Annotated in this window: 21 protein-coding genes; 4 read left to right on the top strand and 17 right to left on the bottom strand. The window is 36.8% G+C overall.

Features of this window, described 5'->3' with window-relative positions:
• Positions 1-48 precede the first annotated feature (48 nt).
• The 3 genes from yidC to HEQ28_RS04970 form a co-directional block, all read right to left on the bottom strand.
• Positions 49-1,986 carry a membrane protein insertase YidC gene (gene yidC / locus HEQ28_RS04980; protein WP_434504067.1) on the bottom strand — a complete coding sequence of 646 codons (1,938 nt, stop codon included), beginning with the start codon at positions 1,984-1,986 and terminating at the stop codon, positions 49-51.
• Between the two features lie 3 nt (positions 1,987-1,989).
• Positions 1,990-3,594 (bottom strand): CTP synthase, encoded by a 1,605-nt coding sequence (locus HEQ28_RS04975; protein WP_434504066.1) that lies wholly within the window; start codon positions 3,592-3,594, stop codon positions 1,990-1,992.
• A 68-nt stretch (positions 3,595-3,662) separates the two neighbouring features.
• A complete protein-coding gene (locus tag HEQ28_RS04970; RefSeq protein ID WP_434504065.1) occupies positions 3,663-4,967 on the bottom strand; it encodes a DUF3078 domain-containing protein in 1,305 nt (434 codons plus the stop codon).
• Between the two features lie 48 nt (positions 4,968-5,015).
• Between HEQ28_RS04970 and HEQ28_RS04965 the strand changes: the two genes are divergently transcribed.
• On the top strand, positions 5,016-7,025 hold the full coding sequence (locus tag HEQ28_RS04965) for a hypothetical protein (protein ID WP_434504064.1): 2,010 nt from the start codon (positions 5,016-5,018) through the stop codon (positions 7,023-7,025).
• Positions 7,026-7,215: 190 nt separating this feature from the next.
• On the opposite strand, the gene HEQ28_RS04960 is transcribed toward HEQ28_RS04965, so the two are convergent.
• From HEQ28_RS04960 to HEQ28_RS04895, 14 genes are all read right to left on the bottom strand, one after another.
• Positions 7,216-7,740 carry an energy transducer TonB gene (locus HEQ28_RS04960; protein WP_434504063.1) on the bottom strand — a complete coding sequence of 175 codons (525 nt, stop codon included), beginning with the start codon at positions 7,738-7,740 and terminating at the stop codon, positions 7,216-7,218.
• Positions 7,741-7,806: 66 nt separating this feature from the next.
• Positions 7,807-9,813, bottom strand: a complete 2,007-nt coding sequence (locus HEQ28_RS04955) for a fructose-1,6-bisphosphatase (protein WP_434504062.1) — start codon at positions 9,811-9,813, stop codon at positions 7,807-7,809.
• Positions 9,810-10,589, bottom strand: a complete 780-nt coding sequence (locus HEQ28_RS04950) for a hypothetical protein (RefSeq protein ID WP_434504061.1) — start codon at positions 10,587-10,589, stop codon at positions 9,810-9,812. The genes HEQ28_RS04955 and HEQ28_RS04950 overlap by 4 nt, the downstream gene beginning before the upstream one ends.
• Before the next feature lie 14 nt (positions 10,590-10,603).
• Positions 10,604-11,758 carry a glycosyltransferase gene (locus HEQ28_RS04945; RefSeq protein WP_434504060.1) on the bottom strand — a complete coding sequence of 385 codons (1,155 nt, stop codon included), beginning with the start codon at positions 11,756-11,758 and terminating at the stop codon, positions 10,604-10,606.
• 33 nt (positions 11,759-11,791) lie between these two features.
• Positions 11,792-12,949, bottom strand: coding sequence for a diaminopimelate decarboxylase (gene lysA, locus HEQ28_RS04940; RefSeq protein WP_434504059.1), 1,158 nt, complete (start codon positions 12,947-12,949; stop codon positions 11,792-11,794).
• A gap of 46 nt (positions 12,950-12,995) precedes the next feature.
• The gene (locus HEQ28_RS04935) at positions 12,996-14,315 is read right to left on the bottom strand and encodes an aspartate kinase (RefSeq protein WP_434504058.1); all 1,320 of its coding nucleotides are present in this window, start codon (positions 14,313-14,315) and stop codon (positions 12,996-12,998) included.
• Positions 14,316-14,361: 46 nt separating this feature from the next.
• On the bottom strand, positions 14,362-15,090 hold the full coding sequence (locus tag HEQ28_RS04930; RefSeq protein ID WP_434504057.1) for a cell division ATP-binding protein FtsE: 729 nt from the start codon (positions 15,088-15,090) through the stop codon (positions 14,362-14,364).
• A 29-nt stretch (positions 15,091-15,119) separates the two neighbouring features.
• On the bottom strand, positions 15,120-15,767 hold the full coding sequence (hisIE, locus tag HEQ28_RS04925) for a bifunctional phosphoribosyl-AMP cyclohydrolase/phosphoribosyl-ATP diphosphatase HisIE (protein WP_434504056.1): 648 nt from the start codon (positions 15,765-15,767) through the stop codon (positions 15,120-15,122).
• A 10-nt stretch (positions 15,768-15,777) separates the two neighbouring features.
• On the bottom strand, positions 15,778-16,539 hold the full coding sequence (hisF, locus tag HEQ28_RS04920; RefSeq protein ID WP_434504055.1) for an imidazole glycerol phosphate synthase subunit HisF: 762 nt from the start codon (positions 16,537-16,539) through the stop codon (positions 15,778-15,780).
• Positions 16,536-17,252 carry a 1-(5-phosphoribosyl)-5-[(5-phosphoribosylamino)methylideneamino]imidazole-4-carboxamide isomerase gene (gene hisA / locus HEQ28_RS04915; protein ID WP_434504054.1) on the bottom strand — a complete coding sequence of 239 codons (717 nt, stop codon included), beginning with the start codon at positions 17,250-17,252 and terminating at the stop codon, positions 16,536-16,538. The genes hisF and hisA overlap by 4 nt, the downstream gene beginning before the upstream one ends.
• 12 nt (positions 17,253-17,264) lie before the next feature.
• Positions 17,265-17,873, bottom strand: a complete 609-nt coding sequence (gene hisH, locus HEQ28_RS04910) for an imidazole glycerol phosphate synthase subunit HisH (RefSeq protein WP_434504053.1) — start codon at positions 17,871-17,873, stop codon at positions 17,265-17,267.
• A gap of 7 nt (positions 17,874-17,880) precedes the next feature.
• Positions 17,881-18,744: a formyltetrahydrofolate deformylase gene (gene purU, locus HEQ28_RS04905; protein WP_434504052.1), complete on the bottom strand. Its 864-nt coding sequence runs from the start codon at positions 18,742-18,744 to the stop codon at positions 17,881-17,883.
• 177 nt (positions 18,745-18,921) lie between these two features.
• Positions 18,922-19,449, bottom strand: a complete 528-nt coding sequence (locus tag HEQ28_RS04900) for an FHA domain-containing protein (protein ID WP_434504051.1) — start codon at positions 19,447-19,449, stop codon at positions 18,922-18,924.
• 12 nt (positions 19,450-19,461) lie between these two features.
• Positions 19,462-20,490: an HU domain-containing protein gene (locus HEQ28_RS04895; protein ID WP_434504050.1), complete on the bottom strand. Its 1,029-nt coding sequence runs from the start codon at positions 20,488-20,490 to the stop codon at positions 19,462-19,464.
• Between the two features lie 419 nt (positions 20,491-20,909).
• Between HEQ28_RS04895 and rfbC the strand changes: the two genes are divergently transcribed.
• Genes rfbC through HEQ28_RS04880 form a run of 3 tightly spaced genes read left to right on the top strand, consistent with a single transcriptional unit; the run spans position 20,910 to position 23,632 of the window.
• A complete protein-coding gene (gene rfbC / locus HEQ28_RS04890; protein WP_434504049.1) occupies positions 20,910-21,458 on the top strand; it encodes a dTDP-4-dehydrorhamnose 3,5-epimerase in 549 nt (182 codons plus the stop codon).
• Between the two features lie 11 nt (positions 21,459-21,469).
• Complete coding sequence (locus tag HEQ28_RS04885) at positions 21,470-22,819, top strand: UDP-glucose dehydrogenase family protein (RefSeq protein ID WP_434504048.1); 1,350 nt, start codon at positions 21,470-21,472, stop codon at positions 22,817-22,819.
• A gap of 6 nt (positions 22,820-22,825) precedes the next feature.
• A complete protein-coding gene (locus HEQ28_RS04880; RefSeq protein ID WP_434504047.1) occupies positions 22,826-23,632 on the top strand; it encodes a DUF4738 domain-containing protein in 807 nt (268 codons plus the stop codon).
• Positions 23,633-23,852: the final 220 nt, after the last annotated feature.

The following is a 23,852-nucleotide window of genomic DNA, read 5'->3' as shown; positions in this document are numbered from 1 at the left end:
TATATATTAAAATCTGTGCAGTCTTTTGAATCTGTGGTTATCTTTATATTAAAGTCCTTTTTTCTTTTTGTTCAAGTCGTCCTGCTTTTTATGCACTTCTTCTTGTTGTTTCTTCTGCATTTCCTGAATAGCCTGAAGACGAGCTGCAAGTCCGCTTGTTTTCTTACTTGGATTATTCTGATTCTTATTATAACGCTTTTCCAGAATTCCCAAAAGTTTCTCGTCGTTTGTTGTCTTGCGCAAAGCCCACATTACAGCAGCACTGAAGAATAAACTTATGAAGTAGTAGAAGTTCAGACCGGCACTATAATCATTGAACATGAAGAAGAACATCAATGGCATAGCATACATCATCCATTGCATCATCTTCATTTGATCTGCTTGCTGACCTACCATCTGGTCTTTTTGTTGACGCATTGTCATAAGCGTATATAGTACGTTAGCAGCGCAGAACAGAATACATGTCAAACTCAAATGGTCACCGATTAACCAAATGTTTTTGTTCCATTCGAATATTGGGTCAAATGTACTTAAATCCTTTATCCATAAGAAACTCTCTCCACGTAGCTGTATAGCATTTGGCACAAAGTTGAACATTGCAATCCAAATAGGCATTTGTATCAGCATGGGTAAGCACCCCGATAATGGACTGACTCCGTATTTGGAATATTCAGCCATCATGGCCTGTTGCTTTTGCATTTGATCTTCTGGCTTGCTGAATTGTGCCGTGGCAGCATCCAACTTAGGCTTCAATACCCTCATCTTTGCAGAACTCATGTAGCTCTTCTTTACCATAGGGTAGGTTAAGAGTTTCAAAAGTAGTGTGATAAGAATCAAGATGATACCCATATTGATGTTCATACCAGTAAGGAAGTCGAATACATAAAGAGTAAACCATCTGTTGATTATTCTGAATAAAGGCCATCCTAAATAAACAAGTCTTTCCAACTGTAGATCTTTACCAAACTTGCTTTGACCTTGTATTTTCTGTAAAAGGCGGAAGTCGTTAGGACCATAATAGAAGTCAAACTTAGAAGGAGTCTTACCGCTAGGGTCAAAGAATGTTTTCATCTTTGCCTCATACTGTTTAAGATATCCAGAACCTTTCTCTTGTGGAATAGATGTCATAAGGGCATTTTCCTGAAAATTGTTCTGAGCAATCATTACAGCACTGAAGAACTGATTTTTAAAAGCTACCCAGTCTATCTTTTCCTCTATACTTTTGTCTACATTCTCTTTACTTTCGTTAAGGTAGTCTGTTCCACCTTCAGTCTTGTGATATGTTAATGTAGCATATCTGTTTTCAAAAGAAAAACCTCTCTCTTGCTGTCTAGCTTTGTCCTTCCAATTAACATCCATATTCTGGGTGTTAGGAGCGAAAAGACCAGCCATACCTTGTGCACTCATTTCCATGTGCAGCATGTAGTCCTTTCCAAGTACATATTTAAAAGAAATAGTCTTTCCTGATCCAGCTTGAGCTGTAAATGTAACTGTAGAGTCTGTAACGCCAGATGTCTGGAAATATAAGTCATTTGTACTTATGTTTGCCTCTTTGGCATTCAGAGTATAGTTTAAACTCTGTTCTGCACCATCAAAAAGAGTCACATCTTTCTTGTCATTAGAACCGTCCTTTTTCTTGATATCGTGACCAATATAATTTCTGATGACTGCTTTTTCTACAGTAGCACCTTTTGTATTAAGAGTAATCTCAATCTTGTTGTTTTTCAATACAACCTTTTGTGCATTACCTTGAAGGGCTTCATGGAATAGGGCAGTTGTATCTTCCAATACATTTTTCTTTACCTCTTCCTGTTTTTGAGTCTGAGCCAGCTTAGCTGTCTTTTCTGACTCTAGCTTATGTGCTTGAGCGATGGAATCCTGTACGAAAGTTTTTCTTTGTTCTTCTTTGGAAGGTTGGTTATACCAACTAAATCCTATTAGAACTGCTGCAATACACAGAAAACCGATAATGTTGTTTTTATCCATTTATTATTTCTTATTAGCAATTGCTGTTTTTACAAAATCAACAAAAAGTGGATGTGGTTTCAATACTGTTGATTGATATTCTGGATGATATTGTGTTCCAATATACCATTTCAATCCTGGTATTTCAACTATTTCAACCAAATCACTTTCCGGGTTTCGTCCAACACACATCATTCCATTCTTTTCGTATTCAGTTTGGTATTCGTTGTTGAATTCATAACGATGGCGGTGACGTTCCTGAATATTCTCTTTTTTGTAGATGTTAAAAACTCTACTTCCTTGTTTGAGAATACATTCGTAGGCACCAAGTCGCATTGTTCCACCCATATTTGATATATTCTTTTGCTCTTCCATAATGTCGATTACATTATGTGGAGTCTTTTCGTCCATTTCTCTACTGTTCGCATCTGCGTAACCAAGTACGTTGCGTGCAAACTCAATAACCATCATTTGCATTCCGAGGCAAACTCCGAAAGTTGGGATGTCGTTGCAGCGTGTATAATGTGCGGCAATAACCTTGCCTTCAATACCACGTTGTCCGAATCCAGGACAAATCATTATACCGTCTTGACCTTTTAAAGCTTCGGCAACATTTTCTTCCGTTATATTTTCGGAATTAATGAATGATATATTTACTTTGTAGTTATTGTATGTTCCTGCATGTGACAAACTTTCACGGATACTCTTATACGCATCCTGAAGATCATATTTACCAACCAGACCAATATTTACTGTGTCTTTGGCATTCTTGCGGCGCTCAATAAATTCTTTCCAAGGACCAAGAGATGGTGTTTCGCCAATTGGCTCGCCTGTCTTGCGAAGAATAGCGGTATCAAGTCCTTGATTTTGCATGTTTACAGGAACTTCATATATTGAAGGAAGGTCTTCGCTTTGTACTATACAGTCAAAGTCTACATTACAAAATGCTGCAACCTTTTTACGTATTCCTTCATCAAGATTCTGTTCTGTGCGCAGTACCAGTATATCAGGTTGAATACCTATACTTTGAAGTTCTTTTACACTATGCTGTGTTGGCTTAGTTTTTAATTCTCCTGCAGCTTTTAAATAAGGTACATAAGTAAGATGTACGTTTATGGCTCGCTTACCAAGTTCCCATTTCATCTGTCGAATAGCCTCCATGAAAGGAGCACTTTCAATATCACCTATTGTTCCGCCAATTTCTGTAATAACGTAGTCATAGTGGTATTTCTGTCCAAGCAATTTAATATTGCGCTTTATTTCGTCAGTAATATGAGGTACAACCTGAATGGTCTTTCCTAAATAATCTCCACGGCGCTCTTTATCAATCACAGCCTTGTAGATGCGACCTGTAGTCATACTGTTTGCCTTAGTGGTATGAATGCCAGTAAAGCGCTCGTAATGTCCCAAGTCTAGGTCTGTTTCCATTCCGTCTACTGTGACATAGCACTCTCCGTGCTCATAAGGGTTTAGTGTTCCCGGGTCAATGTTAATGTAAGGATCAAATTTCTGAATTGTAATGTTGTAGCCTCTGGCTTGCAGAAGCTTACCGATAGATGCACTTATGATTCCCTTTCCTAAAGAGGAAACCACACCTCCGGTTACGAAGATATACTTTGTTTCAGCCACGATAATGTAATTTTATAAAATTCAAATTGCAAATTTACGATAAAATTCCGATATCAGCAAACGTTTTCTCACAAAGAATATGAAAATCCAATACTGGCATATTCCTTGTATTGCCAATACCCATATTTACCATCACGTTTGGTTCCATCATCAAAGCGTGGATATATGAATAGGTTGCTGCTGATATATTTGTTGAACTGGAATGTTATGGTGTTTTCCCATTCTATTTCAGCACGTTTATATGTTGTGTATCCGTATAGGCGAGTTTTCCATTTCATCATGTCGCTGAATTTCCATGTTAAATCCAATGTACATTCAGAACCAATGTCATGCAGGGTGTGGTTACCTTCCTTTAATCCATATCTTGTACTCAATGCGAGTCGACTTACGTATTTGAAGTTATATGCGGCTGGAGCCAGATGAATAGTTCCGATGAGTTTTTTATCAAACCATTCTACATTGTAATCCATACCTAGAGATAGGTTGATATTCATTGGACTTGCAAAATCACTATATGTAAATGTGTCGTTATTTTTGTAACCACGCATAAATTGTGTATATGCGAGAAGCTGAACAGTATAATACCATTTCTTAGTAGCTTGTAATCCAAATTTCCCTGTATATCGCAGAAGGTCTTCTGTTGTTTTTAATGTGTGAAGGCTGTCGCTTTGAGCTGTCTGCAAACCTAATTTCATTTCAAGTTTGTTTTCCCACTTTATTTTCTGCTTGTTGTTATAATTAGCTTGCAATGTAACTGCACCAATTATACTGTAATTACTTTCCCCACCTTTGTACCAGTTGTCTGAAACATAATTTTGGAGGAATTGCAGATAGTAATCACCATTGTATGACCAGAAGTTTGGTTTGTATATACTGATGCCAAAATCTTCTAATTCTGGTTCAATAGCTTTTGGAGCAACATGCTTTGTAAGTTGCTGTTCATCAGGTGTTATCCTATGGCTAACTTCAAGTGTTGGTCCAATAATGTCAAGATGACTTTCTGTGGTACTAATCAAGTCTGGTCTTTTAAGATATATTGACATCATAACATTGTCAATAGCCTCGTTTCGTTTATCATTATTATTGTTTCCAATTGCCAGAGTCCGATGTGATATACCTTTGTAAAAGGTAGGTGGCAAGAACAATGGGGCGTAATTTGCTTTTGGAAAGAAAGATATATATAGGGAGTCGTTACCATATTGTGATAATGAATAATCAAAATCACTCTTAGCTGCTTCCATACTGTCAATGTACTTGTTGGTGAAAGCTGAATATTTTATGCTTTGGTTTAGGGTCTTCATATTCTGTGCCACAGTTGGAGCAGCGATGCAGAAAGACAAAACCAGTGTAAATATTTTCTTGTATATTTTCATATCGCTTGCAAAGGTAAAAATAAAATGTTACTTTTGCAATATAAATATATGAAAAGAAATTTAATTATAATACTGCTTCTTTTGCCACTTGCGTTGGGTGCAAAGAATAAATTTGTCGACGAAAATAGACTGAAGTCTGACATTATGAATTCATTGTCTGATTTTAGTAGATATTTACGTGCTGATTTCGATGTAGATAATGGTGTTTTTAAAGGTGAAAACACTATGATGAGCGATGAAAAAGGTGTGCGCACTAATGCTGACTTGTCAATGATCTCTGCTTTTTTATGCAGATATGGTCATGGGGTATCCCCTGAATTGAAAAATATGGCGAAACAATCTTTGGATTATGCCGTTTCTACTCACAAGGCGGTGAAATTGAAAGCTTGCCGTGATGGAAAGTATTGGGGTTCGGTATCTAAAAATGATAACCAATGGGAGAGTTCTCTTTGGGCCATGTCGGTTGCTTATTCGGCATTTTTTCAGTGGGATGATCTTTCTAAATCAGAAAGAGATAATGTGTATAAGCTATTGAAATCAGAATGCAATTATGAACTTGAACGCGATATTCCAACAGGATATATTGGTGATACGAAAGCAGAAGAAAATGGATGGGAAGTTGACGTGCTTGCTGCTGCGTTGGGACTCTTTCCTGATGACGCACTTGCGCCGAAATGGTTTGAGCGTATGCGTGAGTTTGCCATAAATAGTTATTCTCATTCTTCAGATTCGCTTGATAACACTGTTATTGATCCTAATTATGATCAAACTAGAGTAAAAGATTTATATCGTGGACAGAATCTGTATAATGATTATACATTGCAGAATCATGGTTTCTTTCATATTAGTTATCAAAATGTGGTAATTCAGGAATTGGGTGAGGCTGCTTTAGCATTAAGATTGTTCCAAGGTAAAAAACAGAAATGGCATAGTAATGCTTTATTACATAATTGCCAGAAAGTAAATGATGAGGTGCTGAATTGGTTTAGTCTTCATGATGGCGAGCAAGCAATGCCGAATGGAAATGATTGGAGTATGTTCCTTTATGATCAGATAACATCATATTCTACACTGGCTTGCATGTTGCCTGATAATAATGTCAATGCATTGGCTCTTGAAACTAAAGCGTTAAACCAGATATTACGCCGACAGCAGACTACTTCTGACGGGTCGTATCTTCTCCGTGCTGATGTTGGAGCACGTCGTATGGGAGTGGAGGCTCATAGATTGATGATGACTTGGCTTATGCATCATTGCTTTCCTGTTGGTCATGTTAATTTGAATGAAAGTCTTTGGTGGGCCGACTTTGGAAAGGTCAAGAGTAAGTTTTTCCCAAATCAAAACGTAGTATGTTCTTATGGAAATACTTCTTTTTCATGTTTTAGTTGGAGTAATGGAAGACGTAGTTATACAGGATATTTTGCTCCTTTAGACAGTGCACATAATAATATTGTTGTTCCATTCACAGCACATAATACCGGTAATTTTATCGGTTGGTTAAATGTTGATAAATGTAAGACAAATGCCGTTCCTTTAAATGACGGAACTGTGAATATTCCTAATGACGGAAAAGGGTGGAATTATAGAGGTGAGTTGTTGACCAATGATAGTAGCTTACTTCATAAATTCAATATAGTATCAACAAAGGATGATAAAATTGTTTTTTCGGATAGCATAATAGCATTGCGAGATGTTGAAATAACAGGAGAATTTTCTGGACTTTTGGCTATAAGTATGGATCCTTTTACCGCAACATCACGTCATTTCGTGACCGAAAATGATAGCTTTGATACTGATGGGGCTGGATTGCGCATAATGAATACTGGATGGGTGAATATAGATAATTGCTTAAGTGTGATAACTCCCGACCAATCTACTATGGCTTTTGGTGATATTACCAATAATAATTCTATATTGACAGCAAAACTTTATCCTCTATATAATGATAAAAGGGGAAAGTTCAATAAGGGAGAGCTTGTAGCAAATAGTCGTGTAATATATATATGTAACACCACAGCTGAACAGACACGTATACTATATGGAAAGGTGATAAAGTAAAATTTGAGTTTTCACAATTCTTATTTATTACTGTCCACTAAACTTTCGATGAGCATGCAGTTGTCTGGAAATGAATCTGCTCTATCAGATAGTGTTGTAACATGCAGAGGAAAATGTCTGCATGAATCAGTGAGATTAGCTGGAGAAAAAATAGAAGGTATTACTTTGGGGAGTCTGAATAATAAGATATTTACAACAATTTGAATTGGACTGGTACATTAAATCTAACTCTTACATTACGACCATTTTTTTTGCCAGGAATCCATTTTGGCATGTTTTTTATAACTCTTAAAGCCTCTCTATCAAAAGTCGGATCAACAGATCTTATTACTATTGCATTTGTAATACGACCATCCTTCTCTACAACAAATTCTACTATAACTCGACCTTGTCCACAGACTTCATCAGGAAACTTTAGTGTTTTGCTTATGTAAGACATAAGAGCTACAGTTCCACCTCGAAAAGAAGGCATTTGCTCTACAAGATCATAAATATTTTCATCGCTGTCTTTTTTTTCATTGAGAGATGTTTTTTTATTTATTTGATTGCTATTGAGGTTTGATATATTTTCATCAATAGGATTTGGAACAATAGAATCACTATGTTCGTCTGTTGTATTATTTGAACCTGATGATTCTAAACAGATATAATCACTTGCAAAAGTTAGAATAGGGCAGAGAGTGATTAGTAAAGATAAAATGTTTTTTTTCATCATGGTAAATGTTCGTTTATTATTAGTACAGTGTCAACTTCTTAATTGACACTGCATTATCGTTGATTATTAGTCGTCAATAAATCCTTTTCTCTCATCTTGCTCACTAATCATGCCATGACGGTAAGCATAGAGTAATTCTTCTAGGTCATCAATTTGTTTCTTTATTTCACAGCCCTTGTCTGTATTGGCAACAAGCATACGATGACTGCTCATTTCAACAATCTGTATTGTTGACTTGATATCAGTTCCTCGTTGAATTGCATCGGCAGCACTCGTGAATGGTTCATGCTGAACTAGTTGAAAGCCACGGCTATGATAAACAAGAGTATAACCGGCAATGCCTGTTTCCTTATGATAAGCCTGAGAGAATCCACCATCAATGACCATTAGTTTTCCGTCAGCCTTGATAGGATTTTCTCCATTCATTACATGTACCGGCACATGACCGTTGATGATATGTCTGTTTGGACCCTTCACACCAAATGCGTCAAGAATATTATCAACAATCTCAGCATTATCCCTTAGTTTGAAATAATTGCCTTTTTCCTCTTTATGAGTATCTTTGTCGGCAATGAAGTAACGCTCAAAAGTTGCCATTTTACTCTTATCAAATAATGGACTGTTTGGACCGCACCATAGATAAATGAAATAGTCTATCGCATATTGTTTCTCGTCTGTAGCTGTGTCATCCTGAAAGGCTGATCGTATTAGCATTCCTGTTTGATGAAACAATTCTCGACCTTTACAAACCATATTAGGAGTGATAGCAACCTCCTTTAAACTGCCGTCCTCATTGAGTGGGATAGAGGCATGGAAGAGTAGATTGTCATTTCTTATTGCATACATACAACCATGTTGTAGCATGAGACGCATGTGCTTATGAAGTTTTTCACTTACTTGGAAAGAATGATGAAGTTTTTCAATCAATACTTTTTCTTCTGGAGTAAGTTTACACGGATGCTTAGGGTCAACAGTTGGAAAACAGCAACTTGATAGTTCGTATTCTTTACCATCAAGCATTATAGTTCCTTTGTCGTAGTCTATATATTTATAAAGTTGCCTATCCTTCATATTCCATTCAGGGTGAGCTTCAAAGATTCTTGCTTCTTCCTTAAATTGTATTATTGTGATAGCTTTGTGCATTTGTGCAGTAAGCCTCATCGTCTTTTCGTCCATTTGCTTAGCTCCACCACTAAGTCTTGGCATGAATTCTTCGCAAGGATCATCGTCATAAGTATCCATAGCGAATGTGGCAAGTGGAACAAGGTTTATTCCGTATCCATCCTCTAGGGTAGTGAGGTTGGCATATCTTAGGCTTAGACGTATCACATTGCACATACATGCGTTATTTCCAGCGCATGCACCCATCCATAATATATCATGATTGCCCCATTGTATGTCCCAACTATGATATTGTTCCATTGTGTCCATTATAATGTGGGCACCTGGACCGCGGTCGTAGATGTCGCCAAGTATATGTAACTCGTCGATAGCCAGACGCTGAATAACATTGCAGATAGCGATTATAAAATCATCGGCTCTTCCTGTTGATATAATTGTATCAACGATTACATTTACATAAGCAGTCTTGTTAGAATTATTTTCGGTATGCTCATGAAGTAATTCCTGTATAATATATGAGAAATCAGAAGGAAGCGATTTTCTTACTTTTGAACGAGTGTATTTGCTTGATACGACACGGCATACTGCAACCAACTGATGAAGTGTAATGTGATACCAGTCGTTAATATCTTTTTCTACCTCTTTTACGAGTTCAAGTTTCTGTTCTGGGTAATAAATGAGCGAACAAAGTTCTCTTTTCTCCTGTTCACGAACTGTATTACCGAAAAGTTCGTTGACTTTTCGTTTTATGTTTCCTGAAGCATTTTTCAATACATGCTGAAACGCTTCATACTCACCATGGATATCAGCAAGAAAGTGCTCCGTACCCTTAGGTAGATTAAGTATAGCCTGAAGATTTATAATCTCCGTACTGGCATCCGCAATTGTAGGAAACGTGTTTGATAATAATTGCAAATACCTCATGTCTTTCTTGATATCGTATTTCTTCATAATATAGTATTTTTAATTTTCTTGGTTAAACTATTATCTATAGCCATAACAGGCATGAATCCTTCTGTGAGTTGTGTTTTCTCTTCCATGACTTTTTCAAGACTTTCCATAAAATGGTATATCTTTAGCCTATCTAAGATCTCTGCCATCTTGTCCTCATCATAATCTGATTTTATCAGTAAGGTGCTAAAGTCTTCAAGATCTTTTTGGCCAATCTGTTGCCTGTGATATCTGTACCTCATATATAGGCAACTTTTTAATACGTCTTTCAGAACATCGTCTTGTACATCATCTTTAAGTTTTTCTATTCTCTTTGCAATATTATCCTTTACAGCTTCTTCATGTTTTATAATAACCTCATCATACAATTGTTTGAAGTTAGCACAGAATAATGATTGTGATATGTCGTGTGTAACTTCAGGATTTTTTATCAAGATAACGTTAGTACCTTTATATTTTTCTTGAAGATACTTTTGTTCGTTTTCTCCAACAGCATGTATGAACCCGCTTTTTATTATAAACTTTTCATAATATGAACTGTTCCATGGCGAAATCGTGGCAAGTGGAGAGTAAACTATAGGGATAAGCCTTCTTCTCGCATTGCGCATTTTAGATATAATTGTCTGTGTAGGAGTGCCTATAGTATGGAGTATGTCATAGTCATTCTTATCTGTAATAAACATACCATTATCCTCAATGGCTTTCTTCAAACAGTTAAAGAAAGCCATTTGTGCACTGTTGTCACTTATGTTAGAAATTTCAATCCTTATGCGCATGTCAGAATAACGAATTAAAGTTTATGACTTGTGAAGTCGTTCTTGTCAGCATGTATATAACTAATCTTATATCTAATGTTGTTCCATGCCAGTTTAAGTTCAGAGAAGAACATTATGCCAGCTGGAATATCTTCGTCAAGTTGCTTTATAGCTCTGTTTGCAAATATAGTTCTTGTTATTATCAATAATAATAAAGAAAAACCACTTGCACCTGTTAATATCCAATTCTGTTGCATTACTGAATAAACGATAGCAGCTAAAGAAACGATAAGACTCAAGTGAAGCATCATGTTGCAGAAAAACATACTTATACGATTGCCTTTATGCCCGACAAGCAGCCCACGTGAAGCCCTGAAAAATATGCTTTTATTGTGCCATGTTTTTCTTGTAGGTTCATCTTCATATAGCCATGAACTCCTACGTGCATCAACGGCTGTATTCATATTCTTAGCATATTTGTTTACCAAAAAATCGTATTCACCTCTCAGTAATTGTAGGTTACCTCTGAATCCTTCTTCCTTCATGAACTGTTGTTTATGGAATGCAATGTTCTGGCAGTTTGTAGCCCAAGCCTTTCCTTTTTGTGCGCTACAAAGTCTATTGTTTGCAATCAAAGCATGTTCAAATCTCCAAAATTTGCGCGTGTTGTTGTCAAGAGATGTATATCCCATTACGAAATCAGTTCCTGGCTTCATGTTCTCAGTGAAAGAAGAGAGCCACTTTTCATCAAGAGGTTTACAGCTAGGATTTGTAACAATAATCCAATCAGTCTTAGCGGCTTTCACTCCTATAGTGATAGCTAATTTCTTTCTGCTCATGTAGCGTGATGATTCAGGAAGATATGTAGCATAAAGATTTTTGTTTTCAGGTATGAGCCTGTTCATCAAGTCTTCTGTTTCCCTGTCATTCCTGTCGGCAATCACGATAATTTTGAAATCGCCTTTATAATCTTGATTTAGGAATGCTGGAAGATTGCGTTTTAAGTCTGTAAATTCATCATGTGTGGGAATGATAATGCTGACTGGAATAGGGCTGTCATTAATGTCATTCTCGTTATTTTCTGATTCGTATATTTTTATTCTATGCAAAAAAGGACTTGCTAGTGATGCTACTATCGCCAGCAAGATTACTATTATTCCTAATATTAATGTTAATTGATCTAGTATCATAAATTTTTTCCCGTAACAATATTCTGGGAACGTTTATAGTTCCTCTGTTATATATCCTTTAGGGAGTTGACGGCAGTTGTATTGACTAGCCATAATCTCTCCGTAAGCTCCTGCGCTTCTTAAAGCCAGAAGATCACCACGTTTTGTCTTATTCAGGTCTATAGCCTTAGCAAAAACATCACTTGACTCACAAATAGGTCCAACAACATCATAAGTCTCATTTGGCTCATCACTGCTGATGTTCTCTATTTTATGATATGCTTGATACAAAGCAGGGCGTATAAGATCTGTCATACCAGCGTCTACAATAGCAAATTGTTTCACGCTTCCTTGCTTTATATATAGGGTCTTAGTGATTAGGCTTCCACATTGTGCTACAACAGCACGACCAAGTTCGAAATGGAGCTTTTGTCCGTTACGAAGTTTGAGATGGCGTGCGTATGTATCGAAATAAGACTTGAAATCAGGAATCGGCTCTCTGTTTGGATGGTCATAACTTATTCCAAGTCCACCACCAACATTGATATTCTCCACTTTAATGTGATGACTCTCAAGTTGATCTTGAAGTTCATTTATCCTGTTGCACAATGAAATAAAATCATTCATGTTCAGAATCTGACTTCCAATATGGAAATGCAGACCGATGAACTTCACATTCTTCATTTTAGAAGCCTCTTCTATGACATTTTCCATATCGCGCATGGCGATACCAAACTTGTTTTCAGCCAAACCGGTTGTAATGTTAGCATGTGTATGTGCGCCAACATCAGGATTTATGCGAAAGGCTATTTTTGCAATCTTACCTTTATTTCCTGCAAGTTCATTTATGACTTCCAGTTCAGGAATACTCTCTACATTAAAGCAGAATATGTCCTTGTCTAGTCCCAGATTGATTTCCCAGTCGCTTTTTCCAACACCTGCATAGACAATCTTGCTCGTAGGGAATCCAGCTTCTACAGAAGCCTTGATTTCTCCACCGCTTACGCAGTCTGCACCAAGCCCTGATTGACAGATTATATTAAGAACCTTTGGATTGGCATTAGCTTTTATAGCATAATGCACAATAAAGTTCTCGTGCTTGCCGGCTTCCATATTAATAGATGCAAGAGTCTGTCGTAACAGATTTGTGTCGTAATAATAGAAGGGTGTCTGTATTCCCTGAAATTTATCTATATTAAATTTACCTTTCATCTTTGTCGTATTTTCGGTGTACGTGTTGTGTAATGTGTTTATATTACTATTTATTGAAAAGTACGTCGCTTAGATTTTGAAGTGCACGCTTCTTGTCTGCCTCACGAATGAGGAATGATATGTTGTAATTGCTTCCACCGTAAGAAATCATTCTTACAGGAATACTCTTCATTGCGTCAAGAGCCAGAGTTTCGAATCCAAGATTGCTCCAGTCTAGGTCTCCTACAACGCAGATGATACACATATCGCTGTCAACAGTTACAGTTCCGTATTTTTTAAGTTCATCAACAATCTCGTTCAGGTGAGTTTGGTTGTCGATACTCATCGAAACGCCTACTTCACTAGTTGCAATCATGTCAATAGGAGTCTGGTAACTTTCGAAAATCTCGAAAACTTTACGTAGGAAGCCTGTTGCCAATAGCATGCGACTACTCTTAATCTTTACAGCTGTTATATTGTCCTTAGCTGCAACAGCTTTGATTTTACCTTTTACGATTACGTTGTCAATAATCGTGCCTTCAGCCTGTGGATCCATTGTATTCTTCAATCTAACAGGAATGCCTGAATATTTAGCAGGTTGCACGCATGTTGGATGAAGAATCTTAGCACCGAAATAAGCAAGTTCGGCAGCTTCTTCAAAGTTAAGTTGACGAAGAGCTTCAGTTTTATCTACGATTCTAGGATCATTGTTGTGCATGCCATCAATATCTGTCCATATCTGTATTTCATCAGCAGGTAGGGCTGCACCGATAAGAGAAGCTGTATAGTCACTACCTCCACGCTGTAAGTTGTCTACCTCTCCGTAAGCGTTGCGACATATAAAACCTTGAGTAATATAAATCTGGTAGCCTTCGTTATCCTTCATAACATCAGCTAACTTATCTTTAATATATTGAGGATCAGGCTCTGCGTTCTTGTCAGTGCGCATGAAGTCTAGTGCATTAAGCAGAACAGCCTTAACGCCTGTTTCTTGAAGGTAATTCACAACCATATTGGTGCTCATTATTTCGCCTTGAGCAACAATGCTCTTTTCTTCAAAGCTTGTGAAAAGATCTTTCGTAAAAGAGCGAAGATATTCAAACTCTCCATGGAGGAAGTCTTTAGTCTTTTGCTTATATTCATCTGTAGAGTAAACGTCCTCTACATGCTGCATATATTTAGTTTCGAGCTTATTTATAATCTCGTTAGCACCGTCTGGATTCTTCTTATACAGATAGTCAGAAATCTCAACCAAAGAATTAGTCGTTCCGCTCATTGCAGAAAGAACGATAAATGTAGGTTCACCTGATTCCGTTACGAGAGAGGCTACACTCTTCATGCGTTCAGGTGATCCGACAGAAGTACCTCCAAATTTCATTACCTTCATAATAGTAATATTTAGTTTAGATGTTAATATCTTTTTAAATTGGTTTTTATGAGTCGCTTTGAGCAGCATCCTCACTTAAATCCATATGATTATATTCTGTTGTGACGTCTTTTATTTCTCCGTCTTTGCATCTATATACAATGCCTGGAAATTTATCGAGCATTGGTATGTTATGAGTAGACATTACTACAGCTGTTCCTGTAGTTGTGATGTCCTTTAGCAGACTAATAATATTGCTGGCTGTCTCAGGATCAAGATTGCCAGTAGGTTCGTCAGCAATGATTATTTTTGGTTTGTTTAGAATAGCTCTTGCTATAGCAATACGTTGCTGTTCTCCACCAGAAAGCTCATGTGGAAGTTTATCTATCTTGTCAAGCATGCCAACATCTGTCAACACACTTTCTATACGTTCACATATTTCTTTCTTATCTTTCCAACCTGTAGAGCGCAATACAAATTCTAGATTCTTTTTTACTGTGCGTTCATCAAGAAGTTTGAAGTCCTGAAAGATAATTCCCATTTCTTTTCTAAGTGCAGGTATTTCGCGCCTCTTGAGAGTTATTAAGTTACGTTCAAGGACTTCAGCTTGCTGAACTTCTTTGTCATCGTAAATGTCGAGTTCGCAATATAAAGTCTTTAGCAGACTACTTTTACCAGAACCGACCTTACCTATTATATATAAAAATTCACCTTCATCAACATGAAAGTTCACATCTTTTAGTATCAGGCTTTCACCTTGGTACACATCAACATTGTTATAATTAATCAAACTCATACTATAATGTCTTTGTCAATCTTGTTGTATTATTCCATTTCACCTTTACTCTTAGCTATTCTGCGCGCTTTGTCCCAATCAGGGTTATGACGTTTCAGCAGTTCCATAGCAACATCTTCTATTCTTAATCCTTTACTTGACAACAATACTATAAGGTGATAAAGCATATCTGATGCTTCGTAAATCATTTTGTCGTCAGTTCCAGCCGTAGCCTCAATAACAGTTTCGAGAGCTTCTTCTCCAACTTTCTGAGCCATTCTGTTCACGCCCTTTTTAAACAAACTTGTTGTGTAACTGCCTTCTGGCATATCTTTGTGACGCTTGTTTATAAAGTCCTGTAATTCACTAAGAAAGAGTATTGGGTTATAATCATTTTCTTCAGCCCAACAAGTATCTGTTCCCTTATGACATGTAGGACCATTTGGATGGGCACTTACAAGTAGGGTGTCGTTGTCACAGTCTATCTTAATATCAACAAGATTAAGAAAATTACCACTAGTCTCACCTTTTGTCCAAAGACAATTACGAGAGCGACTCCAAAAAGTAACCTTTTTGGTTTCTATAGTCTTGTTGTAAGCCTCTTCGTTCATGTATCCAAGCATGAGAACATTCTTGGTAACTGCATCTTGGATGATTGCCGGTACAAGACCATTCATTTTATCGAAATCAATCTTCATAATCAATCAGTTATATTCTTACGTTAATACCTTCATTATAAAGGTAGTGCTTTAAATCAGAAATATTTATTTCTCCGAAGTGGAATACACTTGCTGCCAATGCAGCATCAGCTTTGCCTAGTGTGAAAGCATCTTTGAAATGCTCTTTTGTTCCTGCTCCGCCACTTGCTATGACAGGTATACCGACTTCTTCTGAAAGTTTTGCCAATGCTTCGTTGGCAAATCCTTGTTTCACTCCATCATGGTCCATACTTGTGAATAGTATTTCTCCTGCTCCACGATCGGCTACTTCTTTAGCCCATTCAAACAAGCCTCTATCAGTGCGTTCTCTTCCACCTTTAACATAACAATGCCATCCGTCTTCGTCTAGACGTGCATCAATTGCGCATACACAGACCTGAGAACCATAATGGCTTGAAATTTCATTTATGAGTGCTGGATTTCTTAATGCAGAACTGTTAATGCTTACTTTATCAGCTCCCGCATTCAGTAGCCTTGCTACATCTTTTAGTTCATTGATACCTCCACCAACAGTGAAAGGGATATTTATCTCTGCAGCAACTCTTGTAACCATATCGGTAAACGTCTTTCTGCCCTCATAACTTGCTGTAATGTCAAGAAATACAAGTTCGTCGGCTCCAGCTTTACTATAAGCCTTGCCTAATTCAACAGGATCTCCAGCACTTCGTAGATTTATGAAGTTTGTTCCTTTTACTGTCTCTCCGTTCTTTACGTCAAGACATGGGATAATTCGTTTAGCCAGTCCTTTCATATATCCAATGACTTTATATCTATTTTACCTTCATAAAAGGCTTTACCAAATACGACGGCAGGTATTCCTGCGTTATCCAAGTCAGTAATGTCTTCATTAGATGAGACACCTCCGCTTGCTATGAGATGTAGTTGCGGGTAGGCTTGCATTATATCCTTGTATAAATTGATGGCTGGACCTTGCAATGTTCCGTCTTTGCTTATCTCGGTACATAATACATTTCTCACGCCTTTGTCAACATATTGTTTAAGAAATGGTAGAAGTTCTTCTGAAGAGTCTTCTTTCCAACCATTAATTGAAATTTTTCCGTTTCTTACGTCAGCTCCAAGAATAAGTCTTTCTGCACCATAGATATCTATCCATTCAAGAAATAGTTGTCGGTTTGTAACTGCAACACTTCCTATAGTAACCATACTAGCTCCAGCTTCAAAGGCTTTCTCTATATCATCTTTAGTTTTTATTCCACCACCAAAGTCAACGATTAAATTTGTAGCTTTCGTTATTTCTTTCAAGACACTATCGTTGACGATATGCTTAGATTTTGCCCCGTCCAAATCAACGACATGAAGACGTTTGAATCCTAACTTCTCAAAATCCATAGCAACCTCAACAGGATTATCATTATAAACCTTCTTTTGGTTGTAGTCTCCTTTGGTAAGTCGGACACATTGCCCATTTATTATGTCTATTGCTGGTATGAGTTCTATATTCATATAGTAGTGTTGTTACATATTAAGAAAATTCTTCAATATCTGTTCTCCTATATCTCCACTTTTTTCTGGATGAAACTGGCATGTGTAGAAATTGTCCTTGTGCATGCATGCAGAGTAGGGTAGTATATAGTCTGCTGTCGCTATGGTGTTCTCACAAACTGGTACATAGTAGCTATGTACGAAATATACGTATGGATGTTCACCCAAATCTTTTAGTAAAACATTTGCTGCATCGTCTTTCTTTTCAGAAATGTATATTTCTTCCCATCCCATAGCTGGTACTTTATCCTCATGCTGTGTTGGCTTGAATCTTTTAACATCAACATCAAAGATACCAATGCAGTCAACATCGCCTTCTTCTGAGTGGCGGCATAGTAGTTGTTGACCTACACAAATGCCAAGAACGGGCTGTCTGAGGTTTTTAATCACCTTGTCTAGTCCGTGCGCTTTTAAATAAGTCATTGCTTCAAGTGCATTCCCCTGTCCAGGGAAAATTACTTTGTCAGCATTTTGCAGTTCATCTGCACTGTCTGTTAGAATAGGTGTTATTCCTAGTCTCTTTATTGCATTTACGACAGAATAGATGTTGCCAGCATTATATTTTACGATCGCAACATTCATATTGTAATTATGAGAATATAATCGTTTTGTTATGATATGTAAGAATCTTACGCTCTATATGCTTTGTTACAGCACGGCTAAGTATAATTTTCTCAAGATCCTTTCCTTTAAGAACGAGACTGTCAGGTGTGTCCTTGTGACTTATACGAGTAACGTCCTGTTCTATAATTGGACCAGCATCAAGCTCGGCAGTAACATAATGACTTGTTGCACCAATGATTTTTACACCACGTTCCCATGCTTGGTGGTATGGTTTTGCACCAACAAATGCTGGTAAGAATGAATGATGTATGTTGATTATATGGTTAGGGTATTTCTTTATCATCTCATCGCTTATTATTTGCATATAGCGTGCTAAAACAATAAATGTAATCCTTTCCTTCTTTAACAGTTCCATTTCGGCAGCTTCAACTTCAGCTTTATTGCTATGATCTTTCTTTATTGACCATACGTAATAAGGTATATCAAATTGTTCTGCTACATATCTCAAGTCTTCATGATTGCTGACAATGCAAGGAATATCTACGTTCCATTCTCCAGCTTTGTATCTTGCCAAAAGATCATAGAGGCAATGACTCATTTTGCTTACGAAAATAGCCATGCGTGGCTTGTCATCGTTGAAGTAAAGATTGAATTCCATATTGTATCTCTTTGCATACAAAGTGGAAATAATATCTTCGATCTTTTCTCTAGGAATAGTAAATTTTTCCAGTTCCCATTCAAGACGCATGAAAAACATGCCGTCCTCTCTGTCAACATATTGATCAAGATATACAATATTACCATGATTATCAGTGATAAACTTGGTGACTTCGCTGATGATGCCCTGCTCGTCAGGACAATGGAGAAGCAATATAGCTGTAGGTTTCATTCTAAATCTTTCAAATTGTTACTTAATTTCGATATATCCTTTACAATTGCAAAGATAGATATTTTAATTAAGAAATAAGAACATACAACGTGATTTTTTCTTAATCTGTAATTTATGCGAATTTTATGTCAATTAGAATGTAATATTGATGCATCGTATATGAAAATACGCATGATATCAATCTTTGTCAGCTTCTCTTAATAGGACGCTTGTTGCACCGATAGTGAATAGAGAACCGTCTTCGATTATGCGACGTTCACGGTCTCCCAAAATCTCATTGTCTACAAATGTTCCTGTGTAACTAGGACCGTCACGAAGCACATATTTGAGTTTGCCTTTTTTGTCTTGACTAACATTTATTATGCAATGATTCATGTCAATACTCGGGTCATTGGTTTCGATAGGGCAATTTATACCGCTGTTCTTCATGTATCGTCCAATTATATTATCGCCCAATTGCAAAGGGATTACCTGTTTGTAATGAAATACATTTTCAATAACGACAATAGATCCGCAGCCATTTTCGTTTGATTGCTCATCTATTTTCTCTTCCTTTTGAGTATTGCGAAGCTTTGAAACACCAATACGTATGCCAAATTGTTTGTTACATTCAGGGCATTCAAATACCAATGATTGACCTGGCTGATATTTAGTTTCGTCGAATGTGATAAAATTATCACATTTTGGACAACGTACTCGTTTCATAATTTAAAAATGTTATTTGATATGCATTACCCAACAATCAGCGAAATCTGCTTTGTCGTTGAGTTTGTTTAAAGCCTTTCTTGCGTCTTCTTTAGAATGATATTCGCCGTAAACGACTTTCGTACCACTGTTTCTGCAAAGAACTTCGGCTTCGTTATAACCTTTTTTATGTAGTTTTTCTACATATTCGGCTGCGTTTCTCTTTGCTACACGACTGGCAAGAACAATGCAATAATAAGAAGATTCCTTCTTTTCTACATTATTCTCAGAAAAACTTTGTGTGTTGTTTACTTTTGCGGCATTTGTATTTGCTGTAAGAGCTTTTGTTATGTCGTGTTCTGTATTGCCTACAGTAATATCTTTAGGCATTATGCGGGTAAGTAATTCTGTATTTATTTTGTTTCCAGAAATAGAAGCCATTTCTCCATTACCAAGAGATGATGGCACTAGTAGGAATGCAAATAAAGCAATACAAGCAACAGCTATATTACGCACAATACTTCTTCGGATAGTGTATGTTTTTTCTTCCTCTTCAGTATCTGTGTAAAAGTCTATTATCTTTGATGTGCTCTGCAGTACGCTAACTTCTTCTTCAGACTTAGATTCTTCATCTTCTGATAAAGTCAAAACTTGCATTTGGAAACTTCCCAGTCCATATAGATTTGGTGTTAAAAGTCCAGCTTCGCAAGGCTCAAATGTGTAGCGACCTTCTTGACTGATTTTTAGAGTTCCAATGTCTGTTAACTCAAAGTATCCTTCATTGTCAAGAATTTGCTTCATTTCGTCAGTTTCTTTCTCAATTCTACGCACGGCTTCAGGATAGCTTATGTCATAAGCTTCCACATAAGATTGTGCAAGAAGTGAATCATTGATCTTTAACTGAGGATTGAAACCTATAGAACGGGTAGGTGGTAGGAATGAATTATCCCTAATATCATAATGGGCTTCGCAATAATGTGCCATGAATCCTCCGAAATTAGGGATGATAACACAATCATTGCTAAGCAATAATATTTCTATATGTCTTTCTAGTTCTATCACGTTTGCAAAATTAATGTTTTTATTTCAACATTCAAAGCTTTTATGCAAAAAATAATCTCAAATATTTTTTTTGTAGTTTTTGTTTTGTAAAGTCATTTTTTTATGTTATATTGGGGAACATATTTATATTTGTTATTGATGGTTTTGTGCTTGCAATTTACTACGAATTAGTTCCGATTTTAGTGATATTATAAGGTATTACGAACGCTATTGCAGGATAAAAAAACAAAAAACTTCTGATTTTATTTTGTTCTTCTCCTAACTTGCATTATCTTTGCACAAGATATGTTGGACAGTAATGATATCCTGTTTGACTTGGTGATTCTGATTTAGTTTGAATTATCTTTCATTTGATTATAGTGGTGTTAGGTATGATATTTGTTACCCGTTCACCCTTTATATAAGTATTGATACGTAGTATGGAATATAGAAAAACAGAAATAGACGGTGTTTATATATTAGAACCCCGTGTGTTCAATGATGCCCGTGGTTATTTCTTTGAAGCATGGAAGAAGGAAGAATTTGAGGAACATGTAGGAAAAGTTGATTTCATACAAGATAATGAATCAAAATCATCTTATGGTGTACTGCGAGGACTCCATTATCAGAAAGGAAATTATTCTCAAGCAAAACTTGTGCGTGTTATAAAAGGTAAGGTGCTCGATGTTGCTATAGATATACGCAAGAGTAGTCCTACTTTTGGAAAGCATGTAATGGTTGAACTTTCTGATGAAAATAAGCGTCAATTCTTTATTCCGCGTGGTTTTGCACATGGATTTTTGGTCCTTAGTGACGAAGCTGTATTTACATATAAAGTAGATAATATTTATGCTCCGCAGCATGAAGCCAGTATTCGTTGGAATGACGAGGACATAAATATCCAATGGCCTATTGATATCAAAGATATCGTTACGTCTGAAAAGGATCTGAAGGCTTCTTCTTTGAAGGATGCTGAATTGTTTGACTAATATTTCTCACTATGAACATAGCTATTGTTGGAACTGGGTATGTTGGACTTGTATCGGGAACTTGTTTTGCTGATACGGGAGCAATTGTCACCTGCGTCGATGTTGATAAGGATAAGATAGAAAAACTTCAGCGTGGTGATATTCCAATATATGAACCTGGACTTGACGAACTTGTAGTGAAGAATGTTAAGGCTGGTCGCTTGAAATTCACGACTTCTTTGGCTGAAGTTCTTAATGAACAGGAAATTATCTTTTCTGCAGTTGGTACGCCTCCTGATGAAGATGGTTCTGCTGACCTTAAATATGTACTGCAAGTTGCTCGAACCATAGGACAAAACCTCAATAAATATATTGTTGTCGTTACGAAAAGTACTGTGCCAGTTGGTACTGCTGCTAAAGTAAGATCTGCAATTCAAGAAGAATTGGATAATAGGGGTGTTGATATTAAATTTGATGTTGCAAGTAATCCTGAATTTCTAAAAGAGGGTAATGCAATAAAAGATTTTATGAGTCCTGATCGTGTTGTTGTTGGTGTTGAAAGCGACAAAGCGAAACAAATGCTTACTCGTCTTTATAAACCATTCCTTATAAATAACTTCCGTGTAATATTCATGGATATTCCTAGTGCAGAAATGACAAAGTATGCCGCAAATTCAATGTTGGCTACAAGAATATCGTTTATGAATGATATTGCTAATCTTTGTGAACTAGTCGGTGCTGATGTTAACATGGTGAGACAGGGTATAGGTTCTGATACAAGAATAGGGCGTAAGTTCTTATATGCCGGATGTGGTTATGGTGGAAGCTGTTTTCCGAAAGATGTGAAAGCTTTGATAAAGACAGCCGACAATAATGGTTATTCAATGGAAGTGTTGAAAGCTGTTGAGCGAGTTAACGAACATCAAAAGACAATTCTCTTCGAGAAACTTAAATCTTCGTTGGGTAATCTTGAAGATAGAAAAATTGCAGTTTGGGGCTTGTCGTTCAAACCGGAGACTGATGATATGCGAGAAAGCACCGCGTTGGTGATGCTTTCGCTTTTGCTTAAGTCTGGTTGTCACGTGCGTGTATATGATCCTGTTGCTATGGATGAATGCCGCAGACGACTATCTGTGATGGCACAAGATGATACAGATATTGCTCATTTTACACATAATATAGAATATTGCCGTGATATGTATGAGGCTACGCTTGATGCTGACGCATTGTTGCTGTTGACCGAGTGGAAAGAATTCCGCTTGCCTAGCTGGGACGTGATATCTCGTTCAATGAGAAATCAGCTCGTACTTGACGGTCGTAATATTTTTGACTCAGATGAATTGGCTGATGCCGGATTCGAATATCATTGCATAGGTCGTTAGAACATTATGAAAAAAGAAATTTTAACAAGACTATTTTTACCAATTATTGCTATTGTATTAACTACAGTGGCTTGTGGTAATAGAAAGGCAAATACCGAAAAGGCCTTGTCGGAGGATCTTACAGCTAAAAAAATGCTTCAAGGAGTATGGCTTGATGAAGATGAGGAAGATCCTGCTTTCAGGGTTATCGGGGATACTATATTTTATCCTGACAGTACTTCTCAACCAGCATATTTCCAGATTGTGAAGGATACTTTGATTCTTCACGGTTCTAACATAGTGAAATATCAGATATTGAAGCAGGCACAACATTTCTTTATGTTTAAGAATCAAAATGGTGATGTTGTAAAACTAGCAAAGACTTCTGATCGTTCTTATTTGACTTTTTTTGGAGCAAAGCGTCCTGCTGCTTTAAATCAGAATAAACTCATTAAGAGAGATTCTGTTGTAGTGTATGGAAATGATCATTATCACTGGTATATTCAGGTTAATCCAACTACTTATAAAGTTGTTAAGCCTACATATAATGATGATGGAGTGGAGGTTGATAATGTTTATTTTGATAATATTATTCATTTAAGCTTATTCCGTGGTGCAACTCAGATATATAGCCGTGATATACGCAAGGATGATTTTGATAAACAGGTGCCGTCTCAAGCACTTAAACAGAGCATCCTTAGCGATATAGTATATGCTGGAGCAGGCACTGATGGTTTTCACTTCAATGCTAGTGTCTGTATTCCTGATAGTCCTACAAGTTATCAGATTTTGATAATCGTAGGTTTTAACGGAAGTATTAAATACAAAATATAAACTCAATACAGTTATAGTTATGGGCATTTATTCTTTTGAATAGATGCCCATAAATTTTATTGATTTGATGTTGACATGCAAGATGTCGACCAATAATAAGCCCTTCTTATATTGACGAAAAATATTTCTTTGTGAGTTTTTAATGCTGTTTCCTACATGTTTTTATCGAACGCATTCTTATACAATATGTTAGCTAATGTAGGTAAGTCCGTTCTTATAC

The sequence above is a fragment of the Prevotella sp. genome (assembly GCF_051059605.1).
GTDB lineage: Bacteria > Bacteroidota > Bacteroidia > Bacteroidales > Bacteroidaceae > Prevotella.
Note: the sequence above shows the minus strand (reverse complement) of the source record. Positions and strands in the feature narration are given on the sequence as shown.